A 26,761-nucleotide genomic window follows, 5' to 3' on the forward strand; every position below is an offset into this window, starting at 1 on the left:
AAAAAAAACCATTAAAATTACAGAGAAACCACTTTATAGCGATCAAGCAATGCACTCACAATATCTGATGAATAAAGACTATGGGATGATTTAATCATAAGGAGATCCCCATTGGAAATTTCTGCCAAAATAAGTGGTAAAATTTTTTCAATATTTTCAGCATAATGAACCTTAACGTATGCAGCCAAATCAGTGGCTAAAAACTTCATTGCCTCACCAAATAAAAAAACGGGATTAGCACCAGAGAGATATACTGGCTTTACTAAGTCACGATGGAGTTTTTCACTATAAGCCCCCAATTCCAGCATATCACCCAAAATAGCAATTCGCCTTCCCTCCACACCGACTGGCCCTATAGCAAGCAGATCAAGAGCCGCACGCATAGATGCAGGATTTGCATTATAGCTTTCATCAATTAAATAAAATTCGCCTCCACTTGGTAAAGACAATCGATAACGAACACCGCGCCCCTTTTGAGGAGAAAAATAGCTCAAAGAGAGCAAAACAGGTTCTAAATCAACACCAATGGCATCACAAGCAGCAATAACAGCCAAACTATTTTGTATAATATGTCGTCCAGGAGCACCAATTTTCATTGCCCTATCCTGCCCAGAAATACTAACAATCATAGAGGAATAATCTGTTAAAAGACGTATATCTTTCGCCTGATAATCGGAATTTTTAGTCTCACCAAAGCTTAAGATCCTTTTCACACTACATTGTTTTGCTTTTTGAACTAAATAAGGAAAAAAATCATCATCCGCATTTAAAACAGCAATACCCTCCTCATCCAGTCCCTCAAAAATTTCAGCTTTTGCGTCTGCTATTTCCTCAAGATTTTTGAAGAAACCCATATGTGCTGCAGAAATATGCGTAATGAGAACAACATGTGGATGGACCAACTTAACCAAAGGGCGAATTTCATCTTTATGATTCATACCAATTTCAAAGACACCATAATTACTCTCCACAGGCATTCGCGCCAAGGTAAGCGGCACTCCCCAGTGATTATTCAAAGAAGCAGAATTCGCGTGAACCTTCCCAACAGTTGCCAGCACTTGTTTTAGAACTTCTTTTGTCGTTGTTTTTCCCACCGATCCTGTTACCGCTATAATTTTAGCCTTTGAGCGCTTGCGTGCGGCTTGTGCAAGTTTTTCTAAAGCTTGTAAAACATCAGAAACGACAATAAGTGGAGCGGATATTTTTTCCATATCAGCTAAACGGTTTTCCGCAACAATAAGAACAGCTGCACCTCGTTCATAAGCTTGCACCGCAAAATCATGACCATCAAGATGATGTCCTTTGATACAGAAAAAAATATCGCCTTCTATAAGAGTACGACTATCAATAGAAATACCGGAAAAAGTTTCCGGTATTTCCCCAATTGCATAACCATCAATTGCTGTAATAAGTGCTTGTTTATCCCATAAAGCTTTCATCTAATCCGTTCCTGTAAAGCTTCAATCGCTTTCAAACGATCTGAAAAAGGATATGTTTTTTGCCCTATAATTTGACCATTCTCATGACCTTTTCCAGCAATGATTAATGTATCCCCTGCTTTTAAAAGCCCAACTGCATAAGTAATAGCTTCACCACGATCTGCTATTTCGATGGCTTTTGGCGCTGCTTGTAAAATATCCTTGCGTATTTTCGCTGGCATTTCCGTGCGAGGGTTATCATCCGTTATAATAACAATATCAGCTTTATTTTCTGCAATTTTTCCCATTAAAGGTCTTTTTCCTTGATCGCGATCACCTCCACAACCAAAAACAAGGATTAAACGCCCTTGCGTGAAGGGACGAACAGAAAGCAGCACTTGTTCCAAAGCTTCCGGTTTATGTGCATAATCAATATAAACAGAAGCATTATTTTCTGTCTTTCCAACCAACTCTAAACGACCAGGTGCTCCCTGCAAAGTTTCAAGAGAACGAAATACCTTATCAGGTGATATACCTGTTGAAATCGCAAGTCCCGCCGCCATAAGTGCATTATTCACTTGAAAATCTCCCGCTAAAGGTAAATTAAATGTGTAGATATTGTTTTCCAAACGACATTCAACACACTGTTTCGAACGTTGATGTTCAATACGATTAATAGTGATAAATTGCCCTTTACGCCCAATTGTTAAAACATGACGACGTGCTTGTGTGAGGGTATCAATAACCTTTTGCGAATAAATATCATCCGCAAAAATCAAAGCAGAAGCATCTCGAGGTAAAAGTGTATCAAATAACCTCATTTTAGCACGCAAATAATCCTCTACGCTGGTGTGATAATCCATATGATCACGTCCTAAATTGGTAAAGGCAGCAGCAGTAAGACGTACTCCGTCAAGTCGGCACTGATCAAGCCCATGCGAAGATGCTTCAAGAGCTGCATGTGTAACACCTTCATTAGCAATTTCAGAAAGAAGACGCTGCAAGAAGACCGGGTCAGGTGTTGTAAGAGAACCATAATCATTTCGTTTAGGAGAAACAACACCTAGCGTTCCTATACTCGCAGCACATAATCCAACCTTTGTCCAAATTTGCCGAAGAAAAGAGACAACTGATGTTTTTCCACTTGTCCCAGTCACAGCAACGACAGTTTCAGGTTGAGAACCATAAAAACGAGCAGCTGCTACCGCTAAGCTATGACGAGCATCCAAAACACGCAAAAGGGGAACAGATAAATTCTCCAAAACAACATTACAATCTGTAACGATTGCTTGTGCACCACGTTTTAGTGCATCATTGATATAGTGTTTCCCATCGTCTTGATGACCTTGAAGAGCTACAAAAATATAGCCTGGCAAGATTTGCCGAGAATCTGCACTGATTCCTGTTATTTCCATTGAAGAAAGATTCTCATCTTCAAGACATTCTGTAAAAATTGTTCCAAACAACATGACAACACACCTTTATATGAATTTCACCGTTTTTTAACAAAACTTAAACTGTTCTCTGTGGTTAAAATAGGCTCATATTCTTTCTGAAAATCTGGTTTTATTCCAAGAAAATTCGCTGAACGGCGAATAATATTAGCAAGTATCGGCCCTGCATTCATTGCTGCTGTTGCTGAATACTTTCCATCTTCAGGCTGAGGTTCATCGATAATTGTTAAAACAACATAATCAGGATCTTCAATGGGAAAAGCAGCGAGAAAACTATTGAAATTTTTTGTTTTAGAATATTTTCCATTTTCAACTTTTTCGGCTGTTCCTGTCTTACCACCAACGCGATAACCTTCTACTTTTGCATTACGCCCAGAACCAATATCACTATTTAATTTATAAAGATAACGCATATTTTGACTCGTTTTAGCCTGCAAAACTTGTTTTGCATGTTGCAAAGCTTGATCTCTTGTGCGTTTTAAAAACGTAGGAGCAATTAACCAACCACCATTCATTAAAGCGGCAGCAGCTACTGCTGTTTGCAAGGGCGTTGTTGCCATACCATGTCCAAAAGAAATTGTCATAGAATGGATGTCCTTCCAATGATTTGGCACAAGAGGATGGGCAACTTCAGGCAATTCTGTTGTCATTCGATCAAGTAAACCAAGTCGTTTCAAAAAAGCACGATGTCCATCAATCCCTATCGCCATTGCCTCCTTAGCAGAACCAATGTTAGAAGAATAAATAAAAACCTCCCATAACGTTAAGGGACGATTTTTCCCATGAAAATCATGAATAGTAAAACCTCTACTTGCTTGCAGAGGTTTTGAAGCATCAATGATACTGTTTAAATGGAATATATCTGAATCAAGGGCCATCGCGGTCGTAAAACTTTTAATGATAGATCCCATTTCAAAAGTTCCAGCTGTCATCCGATTGAGACGATCACTTTTCAAAGCATCAACAGGATTTCCAGGATCAAAATCTGGTAGTGATGCCAAAGCCAAAACTTCACTTGTGTGGATATTTAAAATAACAGCTCCTGCAGCAATCGCCTTATAACGCTTCATTGCCTTCATAAGTTCATCATGGACAATTGTCTGAACACGCACATCAATCGAAAGTTGAACTGGCTTTAAAGAATCTTCCGTTGCAAGACCAGCAGCACGCAAATCACTCAAGCCAGCATCATCGATATATTTTTCCATACCCGCTATTCCCTGATTATCAACATTAACCATGCCGAGAATATGTGAAAGTACAGGTCCACTGGGATAAAAACGACGAATTTCGGTACGAAAACCAATTCCTGGAATACCAAGAGCCATAATTTGCGCTTTCTGTAGTGGCGTTAACCCACGCTGAATCCAAGAAAAACTGGACTTTTTTTTAAGACGTTTATAAGTTTCCTGCCAATTGAGATCGGGCAAAACTGTTGAGAGCAATTCTATTGTTTCATCGACATCAATAATACGTCGTGGTTCAGCAAAAAGCGAATAGGTCTTAATATCTGTTGCCAATAAACGACCATTACGATCAAGAATATCAGGCCGTGCAGTCAATTGAAGGACTCGTGGTCCTTTTGCTTCTTCAATCTGTCCCCCTTCAAACCCATAAGAAATAAGACAAGCCCCCATAACACCATATAAAATGAGAAAACAGAAAGAAGAAAAAAATAAGCGTCGACGAGAAGAATATGAGCGACGAACAGGAAAATTATCAATATTGAACTGTTTTTTTAAGCGCTTTCTTTTCTGCGAAAAGAGAAAGTATGATTTCATCACCGCACACCTTTTCGAACAACGCCATTCGCCTGAGAAGTACGATTATTTGCTAAAATATCTTTCCCTTCCTCCAAAAGATTTTGTTTAATCACTTCTTCAATTTGATCATGTACACGTACTGGAATACTCTCAAACTCTACAACTTGGCGAGGCTGGATACTCTCTAAACCAAGCTCCTTTTGATAACGTTTTGCAAGTTTTTGCATGCGTGAAGGCTCTATCATTACAGCCCACTCAGCATGAAGCAGACTCACCGTATTTTTTTCTGCAGCAATTTTTTGTTCAAGACGACGAACTTCACTCATTCGTTTTTGGACATCATATTTGACTTTATAAGTAAGACCTGCCATACAAATCATAATCATGACTAAAATCATATCAAATGTACGAAAAACTGTCATTTCTTGCCACCTTCAAAACTGGCAATCTTTGCTAACCCAAACAATTTCATATCTGCAAAAAGACACTCAGCCTCAGTACGTACACCAATACGCAACCTCGCAGAACGTGAACGAGGATTTCGCTCCAACTCCTCTTTATTTGCAGTTATCCCCCCTTTAAATAAAGGAAAAAATGTTGCTGGAGCCATCTCTATTTCAGGAAGATAGCGAGATCTCACACTTTCTCCTGAACGAGCAGAAAAAAATCTTTTAACCATACGATCTTCAAGAGAATGAAAACTCACGACGCCCAAACGACCTCCTGGTTTCAAAACGCGTTCAGCAGCAAATAAGCCACGCGCAAGTTCACCAATTTCATCGTTCACATAAATGCGAAGAGCCTGAAATACACGCGTTGCAGGATGAATGCGCTCTCCGCTTTTACGCCCCACCAACACCTCAATGGCATGAGCAAGATCACCTGTACGCAAAAACGGTTGAACACAGCGGCGCTTTTCAATCATCCGTGCAATTCGCCTTGCATAGCGTTCTTCTCCTAATATTTTAAAGATTCGCGCTAACTCATCACTTTTTAAACGATTCACAACATCAGCAGCAGTAAAACCAGTCTGAGCCATTCGCATATCTAATGGACCATCTTTTTGAAAAGAAAATCCTCTTTCAGCTTCATCAAGCTGCATTGAAGAGACACCAATATCCAAAATAACGGCATCTACCTTCTCTTCAACCACACAATCCAACTGTGAAAAATTCCCTTGCACCAAACGAAGTCGTGGAAAAAATTCATCAACAAGCGATTGTCCTTCACGAATAGCGTGAGGATCACGATCAAGAGCAATAACCTGTGCACCCGCATTTAACAAAGCACGTGTATAACCACCAGCACCAAAGGTGCCATCAATCACTTTTGCCCCAACCAATGGTATAAGCCCAGCTAAAACTGGCTGTAACAACACTGGAATATGGCGCTCAGTTCTCTTACCCTGTTTTGTCAAAATAATCCGTCTTGATTTATGCTTTTTTAAATCAATAGCCATCAATGGCAACTCATGTCAGGATCACTAAAACTTCAACTTTCCTCTGTATAATAATGAAAGGAAATGAAGCTAAAGTTAACCGGATACACATCCTAACACACTATACTTAAAGAAATGTTATAATTTAAAAAACAGGCTTTGTTTGAGTGTAAACTTTAAAAAACATACACTCCATAGAAAAAACTCCTACGAAACACCAATTGTATACAATGTCAATGATAAAATAAGCATCAATCATAAAAATCAGTCGGCCTGTAAGCCGGGTTCTGTATGGTAAAGTGTACACTTTACATGGCAACCATTCATCTGGGACGGATGTTACCATCCGCCTCTTGCAACCTACCCGAATGACTCGCCCGGAAACCGGCTGCAAGTTAAGCCTTGCGCGTCATTTCTATTTGGTCTTGCTCCCGGTGGGGTTTACCTTGCCACATTCATTACTGAATGTGCGGTGGGCTCTTACCCCACCCTTTCACCCTTACCTATAAAAATAGGCGGTTTACTTTCTGTGGCACTTTCCCTAGGGTCGCCCCCGCCGGGTGTTACCCGGCACCGTTTTTCCATGGAGCCCGGACTTTCCTCACCTGCCACCTTTAGGCATTGACAAGCGCGGCTGCCCAGCCGACTGATACTTTATTTATAAAACATTTTTGGTCAAGTGAAAAGAGTCCTGCAATATATTTTACAAATCTGAAAAAAAACATTGCTTTTAATGGTACATCTTCATTTTAAAGAAGCCAGATAAGTTTTTACTTTTGAGCAATATTTTTCTGAAATGGAATTCATTTTTTTTGCAGCATGACCTGCATTATATTTAAGGATTGTGCCACACGTATCACCAGCACTTAGTTTATATGCCCGCGCCAAATAACGCATACCATATTCAAGATTAGTCGCAGGATCATACAGATCTTGCACTGATCCCTTAAAACCCAATCCTCGTGCCGTAGAAGGTTTAATTTGCATCAAACCTATTTCACCAGCCGCCCCTTTTATAAAGGCCTTATAATCACTTTCAACTCTTACAACAGCATGTGCCAAATTAACAGGAACATTGTACTTATTCGCAAATTTCTGAATAAGAAACTCATAAGGACGAACAGGAATCTTAGAAGCAATAATCTCTGAGCCTTCACTTGACCCTGCAACATTTAACACGGTATGAGCCAAACTTATATCAAACACAAAAGATATAGCAAATACTGCACTTAAAAGAATTTTCAAAAATTGCATTTTCTTTCTCTTCATTAAGACATTCTTAAATCCTAGCTGCAACGGCTTGGTGGGCGCATTGTACATAGAAAAAAAACGAAAGAGCGGCTTGAAAATGAAAATATTAAGACAATTTCAAGATAAATTTTAGTATTGGAAGAAAATCATTCAATAAACGAATTATATATTTCTGTATTTCATAGGATACTAAAAATTAAAGAAACTATAACATAAGCTTTAATGTGCTAAAAAATAATATACTCTATTACCTATTGAAAGATCTATCATACACCTAACTTTGTGCAGATAAAAACAGTATTAAAAATACCTCTACCATTTTTCACATACAATCATTAAGCCCTCATTGAGGTCAACTCCATAATCATAAAAAGCACCATAAACTGGAATAACTTCTCATAACGCCCTCAATACCGCAGAATACCTCCAGGAATAAAAACCATTATCAACTATCCCCTATGGCTGATAAACACTGGCTGCAAAAAATCCTACGCCAAACAAATCACCCAGCAAAACCAATCATCATGTAGAGGAAGTTCATAAACAGGTACAAACAGATCGGTTTCCGGCCGTATAGCAAAGTTTAGTAATTATTTCCATCTGTTTTTTTGAAAAACCCTATAAGGCACTGTAAAAATAATCTCAAAGCTGCATCAATAGAAATTGATATCACTTATCCCCGTGCAAATATTTTTTGCATACTATGATTTTATCAAACTTGCCAAACCCCGCACTCAATCTTTAGAAATCACAAAAGGAATAAAAATCTAAAATCCGCAAAAAAGGAATCTCAAGCCTTTACCATTCTCTATCGCTCTATGATATCAAAAAAATGGGTATTATACGTTTCCTGTAGGCTTTTGAAAACTCCATGAAAAGCGCGAAAAGCCTTATAAGATCAACCACAAACTACATAATTTCTTACAAAAATGACTAAAAATAAGCATCAGAAACAGTACCCCGGGAAATAGCTCTCGATAAAACCATAGCAACTATCTCACCCAGTTGGCAGGCTTGCTCAATACTTTTACCATTCGCAGAAGCAGCAGTAACTATATCACAACGGACTCGCTCAATAAATTGCTTTTGTTGTTGAGGATTCAATTTAGAAAGTTCCCTGATAAGACCTGGAAAAAAAACTTCCAATCTTTCTATAAGCATTCCTCCTGTAACACTAACTTGGTTAGAAGAAAAAGATCGATTAAATAAAAACCGATAAACAGAAGGATTCCGAGAAACAAAAAAAATTGCTGCAAAAAATAAAAAAGCAAATACAATAATAACAACCCTATGCCTGAACGGCTCCATTACTTCTACCTATATACCACAAACTGCCACACATATTTTCGCACGCACTGTCAATCAAATTTTAACATTATCCCTCCAAACGCCTGACTGAGGAATTCCTCAGCCAGGCCAGACAATCTAAGGGATCCACGCGGGGGGGGGGAGGAGGTTCCCCGATCGTCCTCTCGCATCAACCAATAATAGGCGATGCAATATCTTTGCTATGGAACAAAATGCTCTAAACAACAAGAAATTCTTCTTATCTTTCATACAAAAAAATATAAAAAAATTATAAACCGTCTAAAAATGGAAAATTTTAGGCAAAAAACACTCAAAATGATCCAATTTGGAGCAATTTTATATCAAAGGTTATTAATAGAATCTATGACCATCATCATTTTAATAATAATTTTTCCTCAAAATCCTGTGTCCGTAAAAAATTTAAGTTGTATAAACTTCCCTACTATGGAGAACAAAACACATAAAACCAAGTATCAGCTATTCAACAACTATTATCACAAAACTCAAGGCGTAGATCTTTTAACCCCTTAAAATTGTACAAAAAATTAAAAACATAGGCGTAACGGGAATATAAATTATTCCACTCAAAATGATAAACGAGCACAGTGTAAATAAGATAATAAAGAGAAAATCTTCCTTATTTTCATGCCATTTTTTTAAGAATCATCATAAAAAAATATTGTAAAATTGTCCCTGTGCTAACAAGATCAATTGTGAACTTGAATAAATAAATTTTCACAAACAATTCAAAGCTTAGAACATATTTATTTCAAATCATTCATAATCATCACTCAAGTTGACGACAAACTCTTTTATTACCAACTACAAATTCCAACGCATTACCATAACAGATAATGATCAATAATGATCATTACAGACATTTCCTCGCCGTCTCTCTTGCTTAGAATATGCTGCAAAATGATAAAAGTGCAAACTTTTGTATTCCCAATTACTCTACCATATTATCTTTAGAGAAATTACACAGTATCTATTTTTTACTTTTCGCATTCTTTAATGAAATTATCCCTTCATGAAGAACAACATATTATTATACTGCCTATTCACGTACTTGCTTTAAAAATACAAAACAATGAACTACCCATTATAAATCAATATCTCGACCAATTTAACACATGCTGTTTCAAAAAGCAGTAAATAGCAGTCTTTAACCGTCTTTGCTTTTATAAGAATCCCTTGTTATATAGACCTCAATATTAAGGTACCAACGCACCTCTCATGCACAAAAATAAAATGCAAGATAAAAAACAACAACACTGCAACGATTTATTAAAATTCTCTCTTTGTACTTTTAAAAATCAAAAAATAAAGCACATTAACCAACATGATTATGCAAACTCCACTTTTTTATCTTTTATATCATCAACCAGTAAACGTGGGTCACGAGCAAGCCAAATCTTAACCATTAGCCTCTCATTGTTTTCATTTTGCAAAGGAGGAAAGCAAATTATTTTCTCTAGAATAAGCCCAACATTTTTAAGCCATTGTTCTATTTGTAAATCTGAAAATCCAAAAGGCATATGAGAGAGATAAGAATGTGAAGACTCAACTTCATGACGAACAAAATCCACAATCAGCAAACGCCCATGAGGACGCAAAACACCTGCAATCTCATGAAGAGCCACTTCGGGACTCTCAAGAAAATATAAAACCCAATGAAGAATGACTAAATCAAAAGTTGTATTCTCAACAGATAAATGTAAAATATCACTATCGAGGACAACTTCAACGGCATACGTATAAAGACCTGAAAACAATTTTAAAACAGAACCTGTATCTCTACTAATATCCAGCATTGTCTCAAATGGTTTATCGCCAACAATTTCGCGTAAAGCGTTTTCTACACCAAGGTCTGCAATAGAGAACAACCGTAACGTATCCCACTGCACCACATTTTGTAAAAAATACTTTTTCTCTTGTTTTCGGTACTGTTTTTTTATATCCTTCAAACGTGCTAAATCGTGGGCGATCACCCTATTATGCTCTAACAAAGCTGAAACGACAGCCATCACAATATCTTTACCCAAACGACCATAATAAAGCTTAAAATAAATCGATCTGCCTTTTTGATAACGCTCAACCAATTGTGCTTCATACAATAAATGTAAATGCTGTAATACATGCGATTGCGATTGCCCAAGGACAAGTGTAAAGTCTGATACCGTTAAATCTTCATGGTACAAAAGTGCAAGAAGGCGCAAACGACTTGATTCTGCTATCGTTTTCAACAACATAATCATTTCATCTAAGTTTATTATCTCTTTCATGAATATTCCTTACTGCTCAGATAAGCATTTATTCCTATGAATAGAAAATTAAGCAGAAGGCATAGAGTTGCATCATTTATGTTCATATTTTTTTGACAATAATGAAAAACAAACAATTGCTAAAAAAACTAGCAATCCCCCTCCTCGCTATTCCCGCCGATGGAAATGAATAAACTGGTATTGTAATCGGAAAAATTATATATGAAAACTTACAAGTCTCCATTATAACTTGATGAGGAATAAACATCCTTCTACGTTATCAGCATATCAAACACGATAACATATTCTGTAAGGATATAATCAGAATTTTACACTGCATCTCTCTTTTAGATGCGACGAAAGAAAACCTCACGCTATGGCAACTCACACTCTCTTTCGAAAAACAAAGAAATATCAGCCACCATCAGCATTTTTTCAATCAAAATCAAATAAAACAAGCAATGTTAGCGTGTCAGCGGCTTATAATTCACACGCTTAAGATTAAGAGAATCTGCACCGAAACGACGAACTTTATCAGCCTCATATTCGGCAAAATTACCTTCAAACCATTCCACATGACCATCGCCTTCAAACGCTAAAATATGGGTTGCCAACCGATCAAGAAACATACGATCATGCGATATGATAACTGCGCAACCAGCGAAATTCTCCAGTGCATCTTCTAATGCACCCAACGTTTCAGTATCAAGATCATTTGTCGGTTCATCAAGAAGAAGAACATTTCCTCCCTCTTTTAAAAGCTTAGCCAAATGCACGCGATTACGCTGACCTCCTGATAAATTTGCTACTTTCTGCTGCTGATCTGCACCCTTAAAATTAAACGCCCCGCAATAAGCGCGACTGTTCATCTCATATTTACCTAATTTAATGACGTCATTACCGCCAGAAATTTCCTCCCAAACGGTTTTATCACCAACCAATGAATCGCGACTCTGATCGACATAACTCATGTGAGCTGTTTCCCCGATACGGATTTGACCTGAATCTGGCTGTTCCTGCCCCGTCAACATTTTAAACAAGGTAGATTTTCCCATACCATTGGCACCAATGACTCCAACAATTCCGCCAGCAGGAAGCTTAAAAGAAAGATCATCAATCAAGACACGTTCTCCATATGCTTTAGAGAGATTATCAACTTCAATGACAACCTGCCCCAATCTTTCGCCAATAGGAATAATAATTTGTGCTTCCCCAGGACGGCGTTCACGTGAAGCTTGAACCAACTCATCATAGGCTTTAATTCGTGCTTTGGACTTTGCTTGCCGTCCCTTTGGGCTAGAAGCTATCCATTCTTGTTCGCGTGATAACGCACGTTGACGAGCAGCCTCTTCACGTCCTTCCTGCGCTAAACGTTTGGCTTTAGCCGCCAAATAAGCAGAATAATTCCCCTCATAAGGGATACCTTTACCGCGATCTAATTCTAAAATCCAACCCGTTACATTGTCGAGAAAATAACGGTCATGCGTCACCAAAAGTACCGCGCCGGAATATTCACGCAGATACCTTTCAAGCCAAGCTGTAGTTTCAGCATCTAAATGATTTGTTGGTTCATCCAAAAGTAATAAATCCGGTTTTGACAAAAGTAATTTACAAAGTGCAACACGCCGCCTCTCACCTCCTGAAAGCTTTGTCACATCCCCATTTGCTGGTGGACAACCAAGAGCAGCCATAGCCATTTCTACTTGACTTTCTAAATCCCAAAGATTTTGACCGTCGATGATATCTTGCAGCCTGGCACTTTCATCAGCCGTTTCTTCACTGTAATTCATCATTAATTCATTATAACGCTCGACAATTGCCTGCTTATCGGCCACACCTTCCATCACATTATCACGCACATCTTTACTTGCATCAAGAAATGGCTCTTGCGGAAGGTAGCCACAACGCACCCCTTCAGAAAGCCATGCTTCTCCGGTATACTCCTTATCTATCCCAGCCATAATACGTAAAATGGTTGATTTACCTGCACCATTCGGTCCCAAAATACCGATTTTTGCATCTGGATAAAAAGAGAGATGAATATTTTCCAAAATTTTCTTATTGCCGTAAGTCTTACTAAGCCCAGCCATATGATAGATAAATTGACGTGCCATAAATTTCTCTTTAATATTGCGTGTTGAGAGGTTAGGATTTTGAAAAAATTGCTTTTCTTAAACTCTGCAAAAGATAAAGCTTGCGTTGCATTAAAAGCTTTCTACTTTATATTGATATATTTTTTCTAATCTCACAAGCCCTCCTAAGGTTTTAAATGCAAAAAAACAGCCCTTATAAAAGCAAAAAACAGCTCTTTTTAGCTGTACCCGAAACCTGTTATCAAACATCACCTCTCTTTTCCATAGCGAATACAACAGTGTGTTTTTATCGTATTAAGCCAACCTATCAATGCAATAGGATACTACAGAGAAAACCTATTCTCTATGCCCCCTCTTTTTTCGCTTTATGGGCTTTACATTTCGCAGTAAAAAATCCTACTCTTTTTTCATCAATTTTATGTCACGGAAGACAATGGACTTCACCCTTTGCTTTGATGTGGCTCAAATTACGTTTACAAAATGAACGCCGTTTTCTAGGATCTGACGTCCCAAGCCTGATAATCATGAAAGCTCTCCACCAATATGTAGCGATGAGTGAATACAGTGCTCTGCCCATTGGTAGGTGGTTGCAATTGGTAAAAAACTATAAAAAGAATTGTAAAAACTTATCTACTCCCTTTTTTTATCTTGATAATTATAATACCAACATCCACCAAATTATCTCAAAACTTCAAGACGAAATATAGTCTTTGTAAAGGGTATCACAAAAGTAAACCTCCTACAGGAATGTGTTTATGGAAAAAAAAGCTTTAATTGTTATTGATATTCAAAATGACTTTTTACCAGGTGGAGCATTGGCAGTACCACAAAGTGATATCATTTTACCGGCTGTCAATAATCTCATAGAGCATTTTGATCATGTTATTTTAACCCAAGACTGGCACCCTAAAAACCATTGCAGCTTCGCCTCTTCCTACCCTGATAAAAAGCCTTATGATAGCGTTAATCTTGACTATGGTCCGCAAATACTGTGGCCAGATCATTGCGTACAAGGAACAAAAGGAGCAGACTTTCATACCTCTCTTAAAGTTGATAAAGCACAACTCATCCTCAGAAAAGGCTATAATCAAAAAATTGATAGTTATTCCGCCTTTTTTGAAAATGATCAAAAAACACCAACAGGCTTACAAGTTTATCTGAAAGAACATGGTTTTACAAAGCTCGCTATGTGCGGCTTAGCAACGGATTTTTGTGTTAGTTTCTCTGCACTTCACGCCATACAATGCGGTTTTAAAGTGAGTGTTTCATTAAATGCCTGTGCTGGTATTGATGTAAATGGATCACTGAACACAATGCTAAAAACCATGAACGAAGCTGGCATAGAACTCCTAATGGCCTCCTAAAGTACCTTATTTCGTCCTGTTCTTGCAACGTATGAAAAATTTTCAATTTACTCAGATTTAGACACACCCTGTTTATTGAGATGATGGCGCTTAAAGCGAAGAGAAGAATAAAATGCCATTCCAATAATACAAACCCCTACCAGCCCTGTTAAGACTTCAGGAATCGATAGAAGAGTTTGCAGATACATAATCACTGCGAGAACTAAAATTGCATAAAAAGCCCCATGTTCCAAATAACGATAATGCAACAATATCCCCGATTCAACCAACATAATCGTCATAGAACGAACGTAAAATGCACCTATACTGAGACCAATTGCGATAATAAAAAGGTTATGGGAAAAGGCAAAAGCACCAACCACACCATCAAAAGAAAAACTAGCATCTAAAATTTCTAGATAAAAAAACGCGCCTGCCCCCCCCTTGGCAACCGTAGTTAAAGCTGTTTTTGGAGCATCCAAGAGTGAACTGACCGCTTCGACAGCTATAAATATCAAAAGTCCATAAAGAGAAGCAAGTAAAAAAACCATTTTATCTTCTGTTACGACCTGTCCTGAAAAGAATAATATCAAAACCAAAACGATTGCAATATCAATTCCAACAAGCGCCCCAAGCTTTTGAGCTGGCCTCTCTATAAAAACGAGCCAATGTACTTCTTTTTCAGGATCAAAAAAATATTTCAAACCAACCATCATGAGGAAAGTACCTCCAAAAGCCGCAATTGCCAGATGAACATCTGTTAAGACTGCGGCATAGTGATGTGGTTCCCATATTGCTAATTTTACTGCAGCAATTGGATTAATGCCAACAGCAATAGCAACTACCAACAACGGAAAAACAAGCCGCATTCCAAACACCGCTATTAAAATGCCCCATACCAGGAAACGACGGCGCCAAAGCGGATCCATTCTTTCAAGAACACGTGCATTGATAATAGAATTATCAAAAGATAAAGAAATTTCTAAAACGCCTAAAACACAGCAAATAAAAAAATATTTAAGAAAACCAATAACACTTCCCGTTTCAAACCAACCAATAGCCCCCCCTAAAAAAACGCCAATAATTGTGAAAAAAAAAGGCCATCCCAAATAGCCTACTAGAACCATGATCTATTTCCTTAAAAGTTCATTTTTTTAAATTCATCTGCTAGGCAAATCGAAGGATTGTATCTTTTAATGCAAAAAGAGATAAAATACCATGGGGAATTTATGTGGAATTTTCCTCCAAAAAAACAAGAGAAAAATCAGTAAAAACATCTTTTATTGGAACTGAAAAGAAATGTTAAATAATATAAAAAGTCAAAAATCATTTTTTATGCACTATCAAAATAACTTTTTATATATTAAAATTAAAAAATATAAAAAATGAAAGCTATAAATATTGACATTACATCATGATGTATTAATACATATTGTGCCTTTATTGGGCAAAAATTGTACCATGATGATTTACTGAGGGAGATAATTCGTGGCACGTCCTGAAACTGAATCAAAAACTATATTTGGAAAACGCTTACGTTATGTACGTCTTGCTTTGGGGGATCCATCACGTGAAGCATTGGCTAAAAGTTTTAGCATGACAAAAAACTCTATTGCTTTTTATGAGCGCGGAGAAAGGGAACCCAATCTTAGTGTCTTACAAACATATCGCACATTGTACGGTGTCAATATTAATTGGCTTTTAACTGGACAAGGGAAAATGTTTGATACTGAATATACTAAAGGTGACTTTGACTGGAACTATTTTATAAAAAAAATTGAGGGACTTGAAGAGATCCTTTCCAATAGCGATCGTAGTGAAAAACTAAATCAAGAAAAAATCGAAAGCTCTTATGAGAAGTTGCAACAATATTTGTCAAGACAAGGTTCAACTAATAGATACACCCCCAAAGCTGCAACCTCTCTGATCGATATGAAAGCAAAAATGGCTAATTCCTATGCCCTTAGCTTATTCATTGATTTACTCATTCGAAGCATATCGCAAAAAGAAGTTGTCGCTAATCAATAAACGTTCATAATAAAAGAGACAACAAAACAAAGAAAAACTTTATCAGCATGAGAAAAAATAAGAATAGTTTTTCCCATGCTGATTAATTTTGATATTTTATTTATTTTTTTGTTGTAAAAATAATTGAATATTTAAATATAGAAACAGTGAATAGATTTTTTTACTAATCTAAAGAGGAATAAAGCGCTATTAAATTTAAATAAATATGTTTTTTAGTATCAAATACCTATTTAAACATTATTGACAATAAATATTTTCTTGTTACAAAATAGAGTTCTCATAGAAATTATTTGTTTGAGAAAAAAATTAAAGAAAATATATTGACTCCTTACTGCAGAGACATACTTTAATTTTTATAGTCAGAGGGGTTAGATATTTATTCTGTAAATTATCGACTATTTTATGAGGTAGGAAGCATGTATTTTGAGGTGTTTCAAGGGGTTCACAAGCAATGGTACTGGCGTCTAATCTCAGGAGATGAACAAAAAATTGCTTTTTCGAGTAAGGGCTATCCAACAAAACAAGATATTCTCATAAATATTGAGCAGATAAAAGAAATTACACATAAAGCCCTTATTAGAGAGCTCCAACCCTAACGTTCCTTACCATTGAAATAAAATTTTACTCTGTATATTTTACACTTTGGTAATGAACAAAAAACTGATTTTCCAATAAGGGGAAAGAAAGGTAGTTTTTTATATTGTTTCTCATACTAGCAAGTAACTCTCAATAAAGCTTTTCGTAGGTGCTGTACCTGTCTTCCAAACTAAAAATTAAATGAATCTTGAATATATCAAGAAGCAATGTTTTTGCTTTTCGGGCAAGTGATATAGGCTTTTCTTGAGGTACAATTCTCGGCAATATTCTAAAAAAACCAGAAAAGCTATAAATTATCTATCAAATCACAAAAGTATATAAAAGCTGAGTTTGTGTTAGATTTCGGTAAAACATTTGCCACGTATCCTATGGCATTTCAGTTATAAACAAAAAGATTGCTAATATTTCTCAATAAGACAAAGTATAAACATGCAAAGATGACATATACAATAAACAATATCAGAGAAGATTTTTTGCCAAACTTACAACACAGCTGTTCCAATGTTTCAAGACAAGTTATCTTGAAAGCTTTATAGAAAAAAACGTTAAAAAATCGTCATTTACCACGTACTTTTAAAAATCGAAGTTTTTTGAACTTCAACGATAATGAAAATACAACACTGCACTGTACAGTCGAAATTTGTTATTACCGAACATTAAGATGCCAAAAACAAAACTTTTATCAGTGTGGATATAAAGCTAAAAATAGTGCACTTCGTTTTGAAGGATATGTGTCTCATTGCGGCTTATATTACAACTACAACAGAAATACTGTTCTCACTTTAAAACAATAAACAGTGCATTCTGCTCCCTCAACCTTAAGAGATTAAGAGTCTGACTCAACTCTTATCAAATTTGCTGAAACAGAGTTCAAAAAAGAAAGAAATCAATAGAGAAGCTTAATGAAAAAGGATAAAATTTACATAATTTTTGCGTACACGGTAACAAACAAAATCAAGAAGTCACATTTCTGCAAAAAACCTAATCCAAGTCAACTGGAATGATACGCCTGATCTTCTACTCTTTAATTCAATACAAAATCGTTATAGAATATACTGCCTTCCTCTTCTCTTCTTTTGACGCATTCACCTGCCACGCTTTTTATCCATCCTAACAAAGATACCTTAAGGTATCTGATAATGTGCACACCACACTGTTAAGAGAGTTTATAAGCACCATAAGCATGAACAATATCTGTAAAAACGTAACAACGCTCCGCTTCAAAACGACAGCATCCATTCACTTCATTATTATCATGATTTCTTCTGTAGGCTATAAATGCACAAAGTGAATCATAGCACCTTCACAGAAGCATATTTGAACATTGACTATTTTATTGATTATCAAGCCATCCACACCACAAATCACTCCACTTATTCTCATATCTAGATCAAATAGAGAATCATATGAAACCATTTCGTAATCCCATGAAAGATATTTTCGTGTTCTTTAACTCCCATTTTCCTCCAAAAGAAGAAGAGGAAAAAGACATGTGAAATATGCTAGAGCAATAGTTGGCATCATAAAAATGAGCTTAAGCTATACTAATTATAAAGGAGTTTCAGTGATCGTTAAGTTTTTTGACTAAAAAAAATCCAAACAAAACTAAAAAACTCAAGAAAAAAATATAAAAAATTTAGAAAAATAATGAAGAAGTCTCAAAAAGTCAGAAGGAAATATTAGAAAAGCAAGTGGAATCCGCAGAAAAACAAAAGTCGGACTTTAGGACAAAACTGGAAATTATTATTTTAAATACAAATGCACGCGTATTCAGTGATCAACCCAACCTTCCAACAATTGAAGTATTATGATTTATGAAAAATACTATCGAAAAAGCAATTTAAATACAAAGCACCAACATACTCGAAGAAAGGCTATTTGACTTTTACCAAAAAAATATCTTAAGAAAAATGCAAAAGAAACCAGCAATCACTTTCAATAGAGCAATACCTTAACTTTGTTTTGCCCCAAAAAGATCATTCATTTAGTTTTAATGAAGTGTTAGAGTTGTCTTTTTGCATTTAAGCCTTAAAGCCACAATATTTATCACTCCAAATCTTCCTATCCAAAACAACGTGCAAAATACTCCAAATTAAAGAATGACAATTGTATATTTCTATCCTTTTTATCATCCCTACTAAATTGCATTCATAGAAAAATTCTCCTCCTATTTTTTAAAACTTCACGGCCCGATCACATTCCTAACAAGTGCATCATGAATTTTTTAGATCCAATATTACTTTTCTCTATCTCATTTCGCAAATCTTATATCTTTTCATAAAAATAAGAAACATGATAAAATGATATAAATGACCAATTATGAATATGATTGCTCTGCTAAAGAATAAATGTTCTCTGCAATCATCTTATTGTCCCTACTTTTCTGTCGGACCATTATGACCAATTGATTTTCCTCATCTCATAAAACTTTCTTTCTAACACCAGACCATTTAGATGCTTATTCTTTGAAGATATTTCATCTAGAGACCTCATTTCCAATTGACGCCCTCTCCAAAATTGTTTGAGTAATATACGCATCACCACAAAGATTGGTATTGTCATCAATGACTACTTTTCCATAGATGTGAGCATTAGCAAAAACTGCAACTTCACCAACAACTCAAAAGCCGCCTTCATAAATAAGACTTACCTCTCTCGTTATCAAGCCTCCTAAATCAGCTCTTCTCAACATTTCCAAGGTCTTTTAGAATATATAATACGGATATAATCAATTTTTCGCTTCATCCTGAGATTTAATCTCTTCCTGATGTTGCTGCATAGCTTCTTCGTACTGTTTAAGTTGTTGTTTTAGCTTTGCAATCACTTGATCGCGTCTTTTAATCACCATATTTTGCTCTCTAATCGCCCTATCTCGTTCTTCAGTTATCTTCATAGAATCCCTTAAGAACTCATGCTTTATCTTTCTTGCTTCCTCTTGAAAAGCTTTAGCCTGATCCCGATAATACAAAGCAAACCGCAATATGATACCACTGAAAAGCAAAACAACAACCACTACTACCCATACAATTTCGTTTATATTCATTTTGATCTCCTTAAATTACAGCAAAAGATGTGTTTTGTTTCGCTCTCTATCAAAAAAAGAATGCAAAAAGGCATATCTGCCAAGTGTGATAAATCACTCTTGACATCCTTATTTCCTCTACCAAAACACGCTAATAAATGACGTAAAGCAGCTCTACTCCATACCCTCACGCCCTTTGGATTTATTCACACCAAACGCAAGAACATAATTGATTTTAAACAACACTCACGGTGGAAGATACTCAACACATGCCTTACTCCCATTGTTCGTATTTGCCTCTTTTGCACCATGGAGAATACAGAAAAATATGTAAGTCTCTTCGTCATTACGCAAATCTTCACAATTACCAACCTCGGCATTACAATAAATTTTTGTCTTTTTACGAATCTTTACATAACCGCAAACTAAAGCGTTGTTATAAATCTGAGAGTTTGCGAAAAATTGAGCAGAATCATAAACTTGAATATTGTAAATACGCGCCTTACAATAAACTTCAAAAGAATTTGTGATACAGACATAGTCATAAACTTTTGCATCACCATAAATATATGCATTACCACTCCCTTTGGAATGAAGGATAATCTTTATCTTATTGGAAACATACGCACTTCTGCAAATCTCTATAGGTCCATATGCTTGTGCCTTACCATAACCAACAGTGACACTAGAAACAAACGACATACAATATATTTGCCCATTATCATAAATATAGATTCTATCGCAAATATAAGAATCATTATAGAATTTGGGATCCCTAAAAACACATCGATCTTCGATAAAATATCTACTCCTTATATCACATTCTAACCAACAATTACCTTGATCTCTAAAATCATCAAAATCACTTTTCTTGAAGCTTACGAAATCTCTTAACACACGCATGCGATACACCATCTAACGATGAACCCATTTATTAAAACAAAAGGAAAAACAGCATTTTTTACCTATGAATTTGTGTTTCTACAGCCATAATTCTTTTCCTTAAGACTGCAAAACTTAGCTGTGTTCGCACACCACCTTAACGCGCAAACTTCTTACAAATATCAATGTTGGAGTATATCTTGATTTATAATGCCACTGCGTATACTATCAGGATAGTACTTTATGAACGCACGAATGCGTATTTCCATTTCTGGTCATACGTGTCCACCCTATAACAATCGTAGAATTAAGCAACCATTTTTATTGATTCAAATCCGAAAGTGTATGGGGGCATTTTGTTACTAATTAAAAAAAAACTCTGTATCCTTCATAAGCGAAGAGTTCCGCATGGATATTTTCACGCTCCTTTATCATATATTCTAAATTTGCAACACGGATAATAACGCTATAGCGTCAATGTGTAAAGGTCTAAAAATGACAAAGACTGAAAAAGATTGGTTCCAACGTTTAATTAAACTAATAAAAAGTGATGGACGAACGATGATTGAAATAAGCAAAGCAGCAGGCTGTGGACAAAACTACGTACAACAAATGATAAAAGGAGGAAAAAGACCCTCCGTAGATAAACTCATGGCTCTTCTTAATACACTCGGAAATGCTAGCGCCATATATGTAATCACAGGTTTTAACATCTCCGATGAAGATTTAAAACTCATAGCTTTGATTTCGTCTGGAGATAAAAAGAAGATTGAAGCTTTAAGTCTTCTGTTGACTGAGAAGAAGCAGTAACATTTTCTACTCTTTCCAATATCTCTTGCTTTTGAGTTTTAGACAAAGCCTCCCATTTCACAATAATACGCGGTAAAACTTTCTCAAAGTTTTCTTCATTCTTCATATTTGTCTCCAATATAGAATTAAATAACGCTAAAGCGTTCACACATACCCCCATACCTGAGAAAAAACTAATTGCAATAGGCAGTATGGAATCAGCTGTGTAAACAAACTGGTTTTTATAAAATCAGATGGAATTTTATTGGTTATGTACCATGGTGAGACAAAAAACATCACACGGTCCAGACTTCTTTATAAAACAATTGACATCATCACTCTTATCAACAACGTTGATAATGCTGTTCAGATCTTGTGAGTCGAACCAATAATTAACCGATGTAAAAATATCTGTGAATATTTTACTGAATTCTACGTGAGAGAATGAGAACAGGCTTACTTAAAAAAAGTAATATATCACGATTCTATTCTACACAATACTACTTATGTTTTTTAAACAACATTGCGAAGCAAAAATATAACGATGCGATATGGATGGTTCTTATAAACAGCAATGCTGCCTACAACAACTTTGTGACCCTGCTTTTCAAAAGAACCTCTCTCTCCCCTGCAAGTGCCCTTAAAGTACTGACATAGAGATCTGTCATAAACAGAAACGACAATACTTAAAAAAGAGACAACGGATCAAGTGCTAACGATATCTGCAATATAAATTACACAAACCTTTATCAAAAGAAGATCTTTTAGCATAAATCAATTGTTATCTTGAAAGATATAAACTAAAAGAAGATGTGAATTTTACTTTCGAAAAAATAAAAAAACTGACAAACAGATTTGTATAAAGAGGAAGCTTATGACAAAGATAAAGAGCTCTTTACAATCAACATAGGGAAAAAATTTTGGTTAGCGGCATATTCAAAAAGGCACTTATTACCTTATAAGAATAAAATAAAAAAAACTCATAGATTGCCTTTTTATGACAACTCAAACCACTAATGAAATAGAAAAAGTCATTCTTCCAACAAAAATCATAATAAAAAGCATCCTTCTTCCTTTCACAAGAATTCCAAAGATAAAACAATGCATTTAAAAGGCACTATAATGGAATAAAAATACTAATTTACTAATAAAACAATCAATATTCGTGATCGTAATTTACATTGTTCCGTACGCTGAAAGCCTCCGAAAAAGTCAGAACGGTGTTTTAGGAAACTAAAAATAACGAAAGTAATAAACCTTAATCATGAAAAATGTTGGATTTTCGACATCACAAAAGTTTTAAACAATGTGCGCTATTCATAGCGATGCTTAACTTTAGAGTAATACAATTGGCTATGAAAATGGTTAATCATAACGCTTGCATCTTAGACAGTACATCAATTCACAATGAAATGAAAACAATTTGAAGAATATACAGACTTACAATGACATCACTTCAACTAGAAAAAACAGATAGTGAAGAAATAGGAATTCACGGATAGAATTCATATAGTTTCAAAAGATTGACCTTAACAATACAAATAATTATTTTCAATATATGTATTGTTTGACATCACAAATAAATTACGCATAAAAAAGTTGTAGATGTACCTCAGTATCCCCCCAGTAAACATAAAGTAATCAATCATTGCACGTGCTTTAAGAGAAGTCCAAACTAAGTTGTAAATTAAGAGAAATCAAGCCTGTTTATGAATAGCTCATCTCTCTTAAAACAAAGTTCCAAGAGCAATTTCAATGATCTGTTCAGATAAATTATTAAATGTGTCAAAAAATAAATGTGAGAAATTTTTACTCTCTTAAGTTATAAAGACTCCATTTCCCCCTCTTTAACTTGTAAAATACACTCCCCAATATAATCAATTCTATGATATATGCGCATTGCTTATGAACTAGAATAAACAAAACCTATGGAATACAAGAGCTTATTAATACCAACAAAAGTACTCTTACCGAAGAGTAATGATTCCATCTCCCTCAAACCTAGAAAACTTATTACAGATTCATTGATATTGTCACTCAAAGAGCATTTTAGGAGTATTAATTGCTATAGCCTAGCAAACAAAAAAAAGAAAAAGCATTCTAATAAAAGTTTCCTATGTCATAAGAGAAATTCCTAAAACACAATAAAAACACTTATTACAATAGACCTTAAAAGATACAAAAAACGCTAACAATCTCTCAAAATTTTCTAAACGTATTTAATGCGTCTTTTTAAAGATAAGCCAACCTGAGGGTAAAAAACTCTCCTAAAATAGGGGTAGCTTCCCGATTTGGACGAAGAAAACAAAGAGAAATATTATATCTCTCTCATAAAACGTGTGAACTTATTTGGATTTATGTTCTTCGCTCTGCAGACTTACATCGTGGGATATGATTCGCACTGGCTAGAAAGACATCAAAAGAATATTGTTCCTCTAAAAAAAAGAAAAATAAATTCTAAACACATATCTATCTCCTCATTTTACCCAAACCAAACGTAACACTTAAAACTGATTCTCTTGGAGATAAAACCTACCTTTGTAATAAGGCTACAGATTAAGGAAATCAACCGCAATACGTACTGCCCCAATTCAGGTAAAATGGAAGCACAATTCAAAACACTTTTGATTGAATAAAAGATGTCGTTCCTTTATAAAACAAATACTGACCGCAAAAATTTTCTCTTGAATCGATAAAAATCTCTTCAAAAAATCGGAATAATAATCCTCGTAATGAATGTAATCTGACAGCAAACTTTGTCTAAGTAGAAAGAATGGGAAGAGCGTAGGAATACATTATAACCTATTGTTTTTATAGGAATTTTCTATCATTAATGCATTCATTATCAAAGATAGTCTTGTAAACAGACATTAAAAAAACGCAAAAAATTAAAATTTTCTAGCAAAAAGGAGAGAAGAATTTGAAAGATATTAAAAAAATACAAAAAAATTATATAAAACTCAGTGAAGAGCTGCAATGAAATAGACAATCACAAATTCCTCCACCTGCTAACTCTTCATTCTATTGAATATTGGTGGGCCCGGAGGGACTCGAACCCCCAACCAAGCGGTTATGAGCCGCTGGCTCTAACCAATTGAGCTACAGGCCCCACAAGCAGCTTCTCTCTAAACTAAAATTTTCTATGATACAAGGGCTTAATCAAATTATAAGCCACCTTTTTCTCTTTTTTATCGGTTTTTTTTTCTAATGCCCTAATTTCTTTACAAGAACTCCAGAAAATGAAAAGATAGTCAATCAACAAAAAAAAGGAAGAGATATGAAAAAAGTAATTTTCAAACCGTTGAAGAGTTATCCAGTTAAAATGGCTATGATAGCACTCACACTGCTAGCAGCTTCACCTATCACACACGCTGAAGAAAGCAAAATGAAAAATGCAACTATTACGGTTACTGCAACCGGTGAAAATCAAGCAACACCAGATATGGCAATTATCAATCTCGCTGTTGTTACACAAGATAAAACTGCTCAAAAAGCATTAGCGGACAATAATAAATCTATGAATGATATTATAAACGCTTTTAAGAATAATGGCATTCAAGCAAATGATCTGCAAACGTCAGGCTTATCTATTTATCAATCCAATCCAAACAAAGATCACGAAAAAAAGAACAATGGAATTGTCTATCATGTTTCAAATTCTTTAACAGTACGCATTCGTGATCTTTCCAACGCCGGTAAAATATTTGATCAAGCAATGGCGCTCGGCGTCAATTCAGTGCATGGCATTACCTTTACCAATGCCAATACAAAACCGTTCTATCAAGAAGCACGGAAAAAAGCTATTGCTGAAGCGATTGAAAAAGCAAAAACTATAGCAGAGGCTGCTGATTTAAAATTAGGAAAAATTATTAAAATCAATGAAAACGATGACAATTATTATTCAAGGCCACATTTAATGAGCAAGGCAGTCAATGCAAACTATACGGATACAACATTTTCAAGTGGTGAACTAAATTATAGTGTGAGTGTCACCATAGTATTTGCTATCGATTAAACCATATAATATTATCAATCACCGAGTAAAATAATCTCATCACCGGCCTTCACAAAGAATGCCGGTGATATATTGAAGGTAATCTTCTTCAGAAGATAATTCATCTTCGTAAATCTCTATTTGTCCACGCGCAGAAAATTGTGTTTGATGGACTGTTTGATAATTTCCTGACACCAGTGGATGCCACCAATAGAGATCTTTCCCCTCATAAATTAATCGATAAGCACAATTTTCCGGAAGCCAACGAACTGTTTTAATCGTCGCAAGATTCAAAAATATACAATCTGGCACAATTGATTTACGATGAACATAGTTCCGACACCGGCAAGTTTCACTATCTAAAAGACGACAAGCAACACTGGTAGCATAGATATCACCAGTATCATCATCTTCCACTTTGTGTAGACAACAAAGCCCACAGCCATCACAAAGACTCTCCCACTCAGAAAGGGACATTTCTTCTAATTTTTTTACTTTCCAAAAGGGAGCCTCTTTACTCATAAAATTAGCCATAGTTTCTTCAAATAAGAAAATCTCTCAGGAAATAAAAGAAATAATTTAATCTCTGTAATTTGATACATTTTTATATGCTAAAAAAATATCCTATTCATTATATTGCCTCAAGAGAATTTTCTTAAAGTTCAGTTTAAAATGGAAAACACTTTAAACACACATCTGTTGTAAACAAAACATAAAAAAAGCCGGCATACACAATGACACATATTGCACTGTTTAAAGTTTTGCAGCTTCCGTTAAGATTTGAAAATAAAGATATGAAGATCATAATGTGTCATTTTTAGAGAACAAATGATTATTAGGGAGTAGCAATATTTTATCAAAAGCAGGAATGAATAAGAAATTTATCGTTTATTGAGAATAAGTTTTGCAATAGCGTACTGACTGAAAGTCTTACTCATCATTTTGTTGAAAGCGTTCATTTTATTTTAAAAACTAGAATTCAAAGATGAGAATTTCACTTTAAGCAAGGGATTCTATAAACGGAATCTCATCATTCTATGTGTCAGTTCCCAATGCTATGACAGCTCTTGCATTGAGACGGGTTTATAAAAAGTATTTTTACTTCTTTCTTGAAAAG

At 35.5% G+C, this 26,761-nt stretch carries 20 protein-coding genes, 1 tRNA gene and 1 other RNA gene; 6 read left to right on the forward strand and 16 right to left on the reverse strand.

From position 1 onward, the window contains the following. Positions 1-17: 17 nt before the first annotated feature. The 10 genes from AYT27_RS05750 to ettA all read right to left on the reverse strand — a co-directional run bounded on the left by AYT27_RS05750 (position 18) and on the right by ettA (position 13,010). Complete coding sequence (locus AYT27_RS05750; RefSeq protein WP_011180976.1) at positions 18-1,439, reverse strand: UDP-N-acetylmuramoylalanyl-D-glutamyl-2,6-diaminopimelate--D-alanyl-D-alanine ligase; 1,422 nt, start codon at positions 1,437-1,439, stop codon at positions 18-20. Then, complete coding sequence (locus AYT27_RS05755) at positions 1,436-2,887, reverse strand: UDP-N-acetylmuramoyl-L-alanyl-D-glutamate--2,6-diaminopimelate ligase (RefSeq protein ID WP_011180977.1); 1,452 nt, start codon at positions 2,885-2,887, stop codon at positions 1,436-1,438. The genes AYT27_RS05750 and AYT27_RS05755 overlap by 4 nt, the downstream gene beginning before the upstream one ends. Before the next feature lie 23 nt (positions 2,888-2,910). Then, entirely contained in the window at positions 2,911-4,653 is a 1,743-nt protein-coding gene (locus tag AYT27_RS05760) for a peptidoglycan D,D-transpeptidase FtsI family protein (RefSeq protein WP_011180978.1), read from the reverse strand. Next, positions 4,653-5,057: a cell division protein FtsL gene (gene ftsL, locus AYT27_RS05765; RefSeq protein ID WP_011180979.1), complete on the reverse strand. Its 405-nt coding sequence runs from the start codon at positions 5,055-5,057 to the stop codon at positions 4,653-4,655. The genes AYT27_RS05760 and ftsL overlap by 1 nt, the downstream gene beginning before the upstream one ends. Continuing rightward, positions 5,054-6,052: a 16S rRNA (cytosine(1402)-N(4))-methyltransferase RsmH gene (gene rsmH, locus AYT27_RS05770; protein ID WP_034448158.1), complete on the reverse strand. Its 999-nt coding sequence runs from the start codon at positions 6,050-6,052 to the stop codon at positions 5,054-5,056. Before rsmH ends, ftsL begins: the two co-directional genes overlap by 4 nt. Before the next feature lie 281 nt (positions 6,053-6,333). After that, positions 6,334-6,723, reverse strand: an RNA gene (gene rnpB / locus AYT27_RS05775) — RNase P RNA component class A. A 94-nt stretch (positions 6,724-6,817) separates the two neighbouring features. Continuing rightward, on the reverse strand, positions 6,818-7,327 hold the full coding sequence (locus AYT27_RS05780) for a lytic transglycosylase domain-containing protein (RefSeq protein WP_011180981.1): 510 nt from the start codon (positions 7,325-7,327) through the stop codon (positions 6,818-6,820). Between the two features lie 930 nt (positions 7,328-8,257). Beyond that, positions 8,258-8,632, reverse strand: coding sequence for a hypothetical protein (locus AYT27_RS05785; protein ID WP_011180982.1), 375 nt, complete (start codon positions 8,630-8,632; stop codon positions 8,258-8,260). Positions 8,633-9,978: 1,346 nt separating this feature from the next. After that, positions 9,979-10,917, reverse strand: coding sequence for an ArsR/SmtB family transcription factor (locus AYT27_RS05795; RefSeq protein WP_011180983.1), 939 nt, complete (start codon positions 10,915-10,917; stop codon positions 9,979-9,981). A 443-nt stretch (positions 10,918-11,360) separates the two neighbouring features. Beyond that, positions 11,361-13,010: an energy-dependent translational throttle protein EttA gene (ettA, locus tag AYT27_RS05800; RefSeq protein WP_011180984.1), complete on the reverse strand. Its 1,650-nt coding sequence runs from the start codon at positions 13,008-13,010 to the stop codon at positions 11,361-11,363. A gap of 155 nt (positions 13,011-13,165) precedes the next feature. Here ettA and AYT27_RS05805 point away from each other — a divergent pair, with 155 nt between their 5' ends. Continuing rightward, positions 13,166-13,696 (forward strand): hypothetical protein, encoded by a 531-nt coding sequence (locus AYT27_RS05805; RefSeq protein WP_011180985.1) that lies wholly within the window; start codon positions 13,166-13,168, stop codon positions 13,694-13,696. Between the two features lie 48 nt (positions 13,697-13,744). Then, positions 13,745-14,353 (forward strand): bifunctional nicotinamidase/pyrazinamidase, encoded by a 609-nt coding sequence (gene pncA, locus AYT27_RS05810; RefSeq protein ID WP_011180986.1) that lies wholly within the window; start codon positions 13,745-13,747, stop codon positions 14,351-14,353. Positions 14,354-14,400: 47 nt separating this feature from the next. Here pncA and AYT27_RS05815 read toward each other — a convergent pair whose 3' ends face one another. Then, positions 14,401-15,459 carry a DUF475 domain-containing protein gene (locus AYT27_RS05815; protein WP_011180987.1) on the reverse strand — a complete coding sequence of 353 codons (1,059 nt, stop codon included), beginning with the start codon at positions 15,457-15,459 and terminating at the stop codon, positions 14,401-14,403. Positions 15,460-15,820: 361 nt separating this feature from the next. Between AYT27_RS05815 and AYT27_RS05820 the strand changes: the two genes are divergently transcribed. Both AYT27_RS05820 and AYT27_RS05825 read left to right on the forward strand, forming a co-directional pair. Next, positions 15,821-16,360 (forward strand): helix-turn-helix domain-containing protein, encoded by a 540-nt coding sequence (locus AYT27_RS05820; RefSeq protein ID WP_011180988.1) that lies wholly within the window; start codon positions 15,821-15,823, stop codon positions 16,358-16,360. A gap of 416 nt (positions 16,361-16,776) precedes the next feature. Continuing rightward, a complete protein-coding gene (locus AYT27_RS05825) occupies positions 16,777-16,956 on the forward strand; it encodes a YegP family protein (RefSeq protein ID WP_011180989.1) in 180 nt (59 codons plus the stop codon). 2,729 nt (positions 16,957-19,685) lie between these two features. On the opposite strand, the gene AYT27_RS05830 is transcribed toward AYT27_RS05825, so the two are convergent. Together AYT27_RS05830 and AYT27_RS09275 are read right to left on the reverse strand one after the other, a co-directional pair. Then, the gene (locus AYT27_RS05830; protein WP_011180990.1) at positions 19,686-20,000 is read right to left on the reverse strand and encodes a hypothetical protein; all 315 of its coding nucleotides are present in this window, start codon (positions 19,998-20,000) and stop codon (positions 19,686-19,688) included. Between the two features lie 225 nt (positions 20,001-20,225). Then, positions 20,226-20,681 carry a hypothetical protein gene (locus tag AYT27_RS09275; protein ID WP_223396386.1) on the reverse strand — a complete coding sequence of 152 codons (456 nt, stop codon included), beginning with the start codon at positions 20,679-20,681 and terminating at the stop codon, positions 20,226-20,228. A 675-nt stretch (positions 20,682-21,356) separates the two neighbouring features. On the opposite strand from AYT27_RS09275, the gene AYT27_RS05840 reads away from it, so the two are divergent. Further along, entirely contained in the window at positions 21,357-21,671 is a 315-nt protein-coding gene (locus tag AYT27_RS05840) for a helix-turn-helix domain-containing protein (protein ID WP_011180992.1), read from the forward strand. Here AYT27_RS05840 and AYT27_RS09280 read toward each other — a convergent pair. Continuing rightward, positions 21,595-21,777, reverse strand: coding sequence for a hypothetical protein (locus tag AYT27_RS09280; RefSeq protein ID WP_075320623.1), 183 nt, complete (start codon positions 21,775-21,777; stop codon positions 21,595-21,597). The two genes, AYT27_RS05840 and AYT27_RS09280, sit on opposite strands and share 77 nt — an antisense overlap. Before the next feature lie 2,905 nt (positions 21,778-24,682). Then, positions 24,683-24,759, reverse strand: a tRNA-Ile gene (locus tag AYT27_RS05850). A 168-nt stretch (positions 24,760-24,927) separates the two neighbouring features. Here AYT27_RS05850 and AYT27_RS05855 point away from each other — a divergent pair. Next, positions 24,928-25,665: an SIMPL domain-containing protein gene (locus AYT27_RS05855; protein WP_011180993.1), complete on the forward strand. Its 738-nt coding sequence runs from the start codon at positions 24,928-24,930 to the stop codon at positions 25,663-25,665. Positions 25,666-25,704: 39 nt separating this feature from the next. Here the strand turns inward: AYT27_RS05855 and AYT27_RS05860 are convergent, their stop codons facing one another. Continuing rightward, entirely contained in the window at positions 25,705-26,178 is a 474-nt protein-coding gene (locus AYT27_RS05860; protein WP_011180994.1) for a YcgN family cysteine cluster protein, read from the reverse strand. Between the last annotated feature and the right edge of the window lie 583 nt (positions 26,179-26,761).

Source organism: Bartonella henselae str. Houston-1 (genome assembly GCF_000046705.1).
GTDB lineage: Bacteria > Pseudomonadota > Alphaproteobacteria > Rhizobiales > Rhizobiaceae > Bartonella > Bartonella henselae.

Bases quoted from the DNA above. Each gene is read 5' to 3' on its own strand.
- AYT27_RS05855 (WP_011180993.1), top strand. From the start codon at position 24,928: ATGAAAAAAGTAATTTTCAAACCGTTGAAGAGTTATCCAGTTAAAATG.
- AYT27_RS05760 (WP_011180978.1), bottom strand. From the start codon at position 4,653: ATGAAATCATACTTTCTCTTTTCGCAGAAAAGAAAGCGCTTAAAAAAA.
- AYT27_RS05825 (WP_011180989.1), top strand. From the start codon at position 16,777: ATGTATTTTGAGGTGTTTCAAGGGGTTCACAAGCAATGGTACTGGCGT.
- AYT27_RS05750 (WP_011180976.1), bottom strand. From the start codon at position 1,439: ATGAAAGCTTTATGGGATAAACAAGCACTTATTACAGCAATTGATGGT.
- AYT27_RS05780 (WP_011180981.1), bottom strand. From the start codon at position 7,327: ATGCAATTTTTGAAAATTCTTTTAAGTGCAGTATTTGCTATATCTTTT.
- ftsL (WP_011180979.1), bottom strand. From the start codon at position 5,057: ATGACAGTTTTTCGTACATTTGATATGATTTTAGTCATGATTATGATT.
- AYT27_RS05755 (WP_011180977.1), bottom strand. From the start codon at position 2,887: ATGTTGTTTGGAACAATTTTTACAGAATGTCTTGAAGATGAGAATCTT.
- AYT27_RS05795 (WP_011180983.1), bottom strand. From the start codon at position 10,917: ATGAAAGAGATAATAAACTTAGATGAAATGATTATGTTGTTGAAAACG.
- pncA (WP_011180986.1), top strand. From the start codon at position 13,745: ATGGAAAAAAAAGCTTTAATTGTTATTGATATTCAAAATGACTTTTTA.
- ettA (WP_011180984.1), bottom strand. From the start codon at position 13,010: ATGGCACGTCAATTTATCTATCATATGGCTGGGCTTAGTAAGACTTAC.
- AYT27_RS05785 (WP_011180982.1), bottom strand. From the start codon at position 8,632: ATGGAGCCGTTCAGGCATAGGGTTGTTATTATTGTATTTGCTTTTTTA.
- AYT27_RS05805 (WP_011180985.1), top strand. From the start codon at position 13,166: ATGCAAAAAAACAGCCCTTATAAAAGCAAAAAACAGCTCTTTTTAGCT.
- AYT27_RS05830 (WP_011180990.1), bottom strand. From the start codon at position 20,000: ATGAATATAAACGAAATTGTATGGGTAGTAGTGGTTGTTGTTTTGCTT.
- AYT27_RS05860 (WP_011180994.1), bottom strand. From the start codon at position 26,178: ATGGCTAATTTTATGAGTAAAGAGGCTCCCTTTTGGAAAGTAAAAAAA.
- AYT27_RS09280 (WP_075320623.1), bottom strand. From the start codon at position 21,777: ATGAAGAATGAAGAAAACTTTGAGAAAGTTTTACCGCGTATTATTGTG.
- AYT27_RS09275 (WP_223396386.1), bottom strand. From the start codon at position 20,681: ATGTCGTTTGTTTCTAGTGTCACTGTTGGTTATGGTAAGGCACAAGCA.
- AYT27_RS05815 (WP_011180987.1), bottom strand. From the start codon at position 15,459: ATGGTTCTAGTAGGCTATTTGGGATGGCCTTTTTTTTTCACAATTATT.
- AYT27_RS05840 (WP_011180992.1), top strand. From the start codon at position 21,357: ATGACAAAGACTGAAAAAGATTGGTTCCAACGTTTAATTAAACTAATA.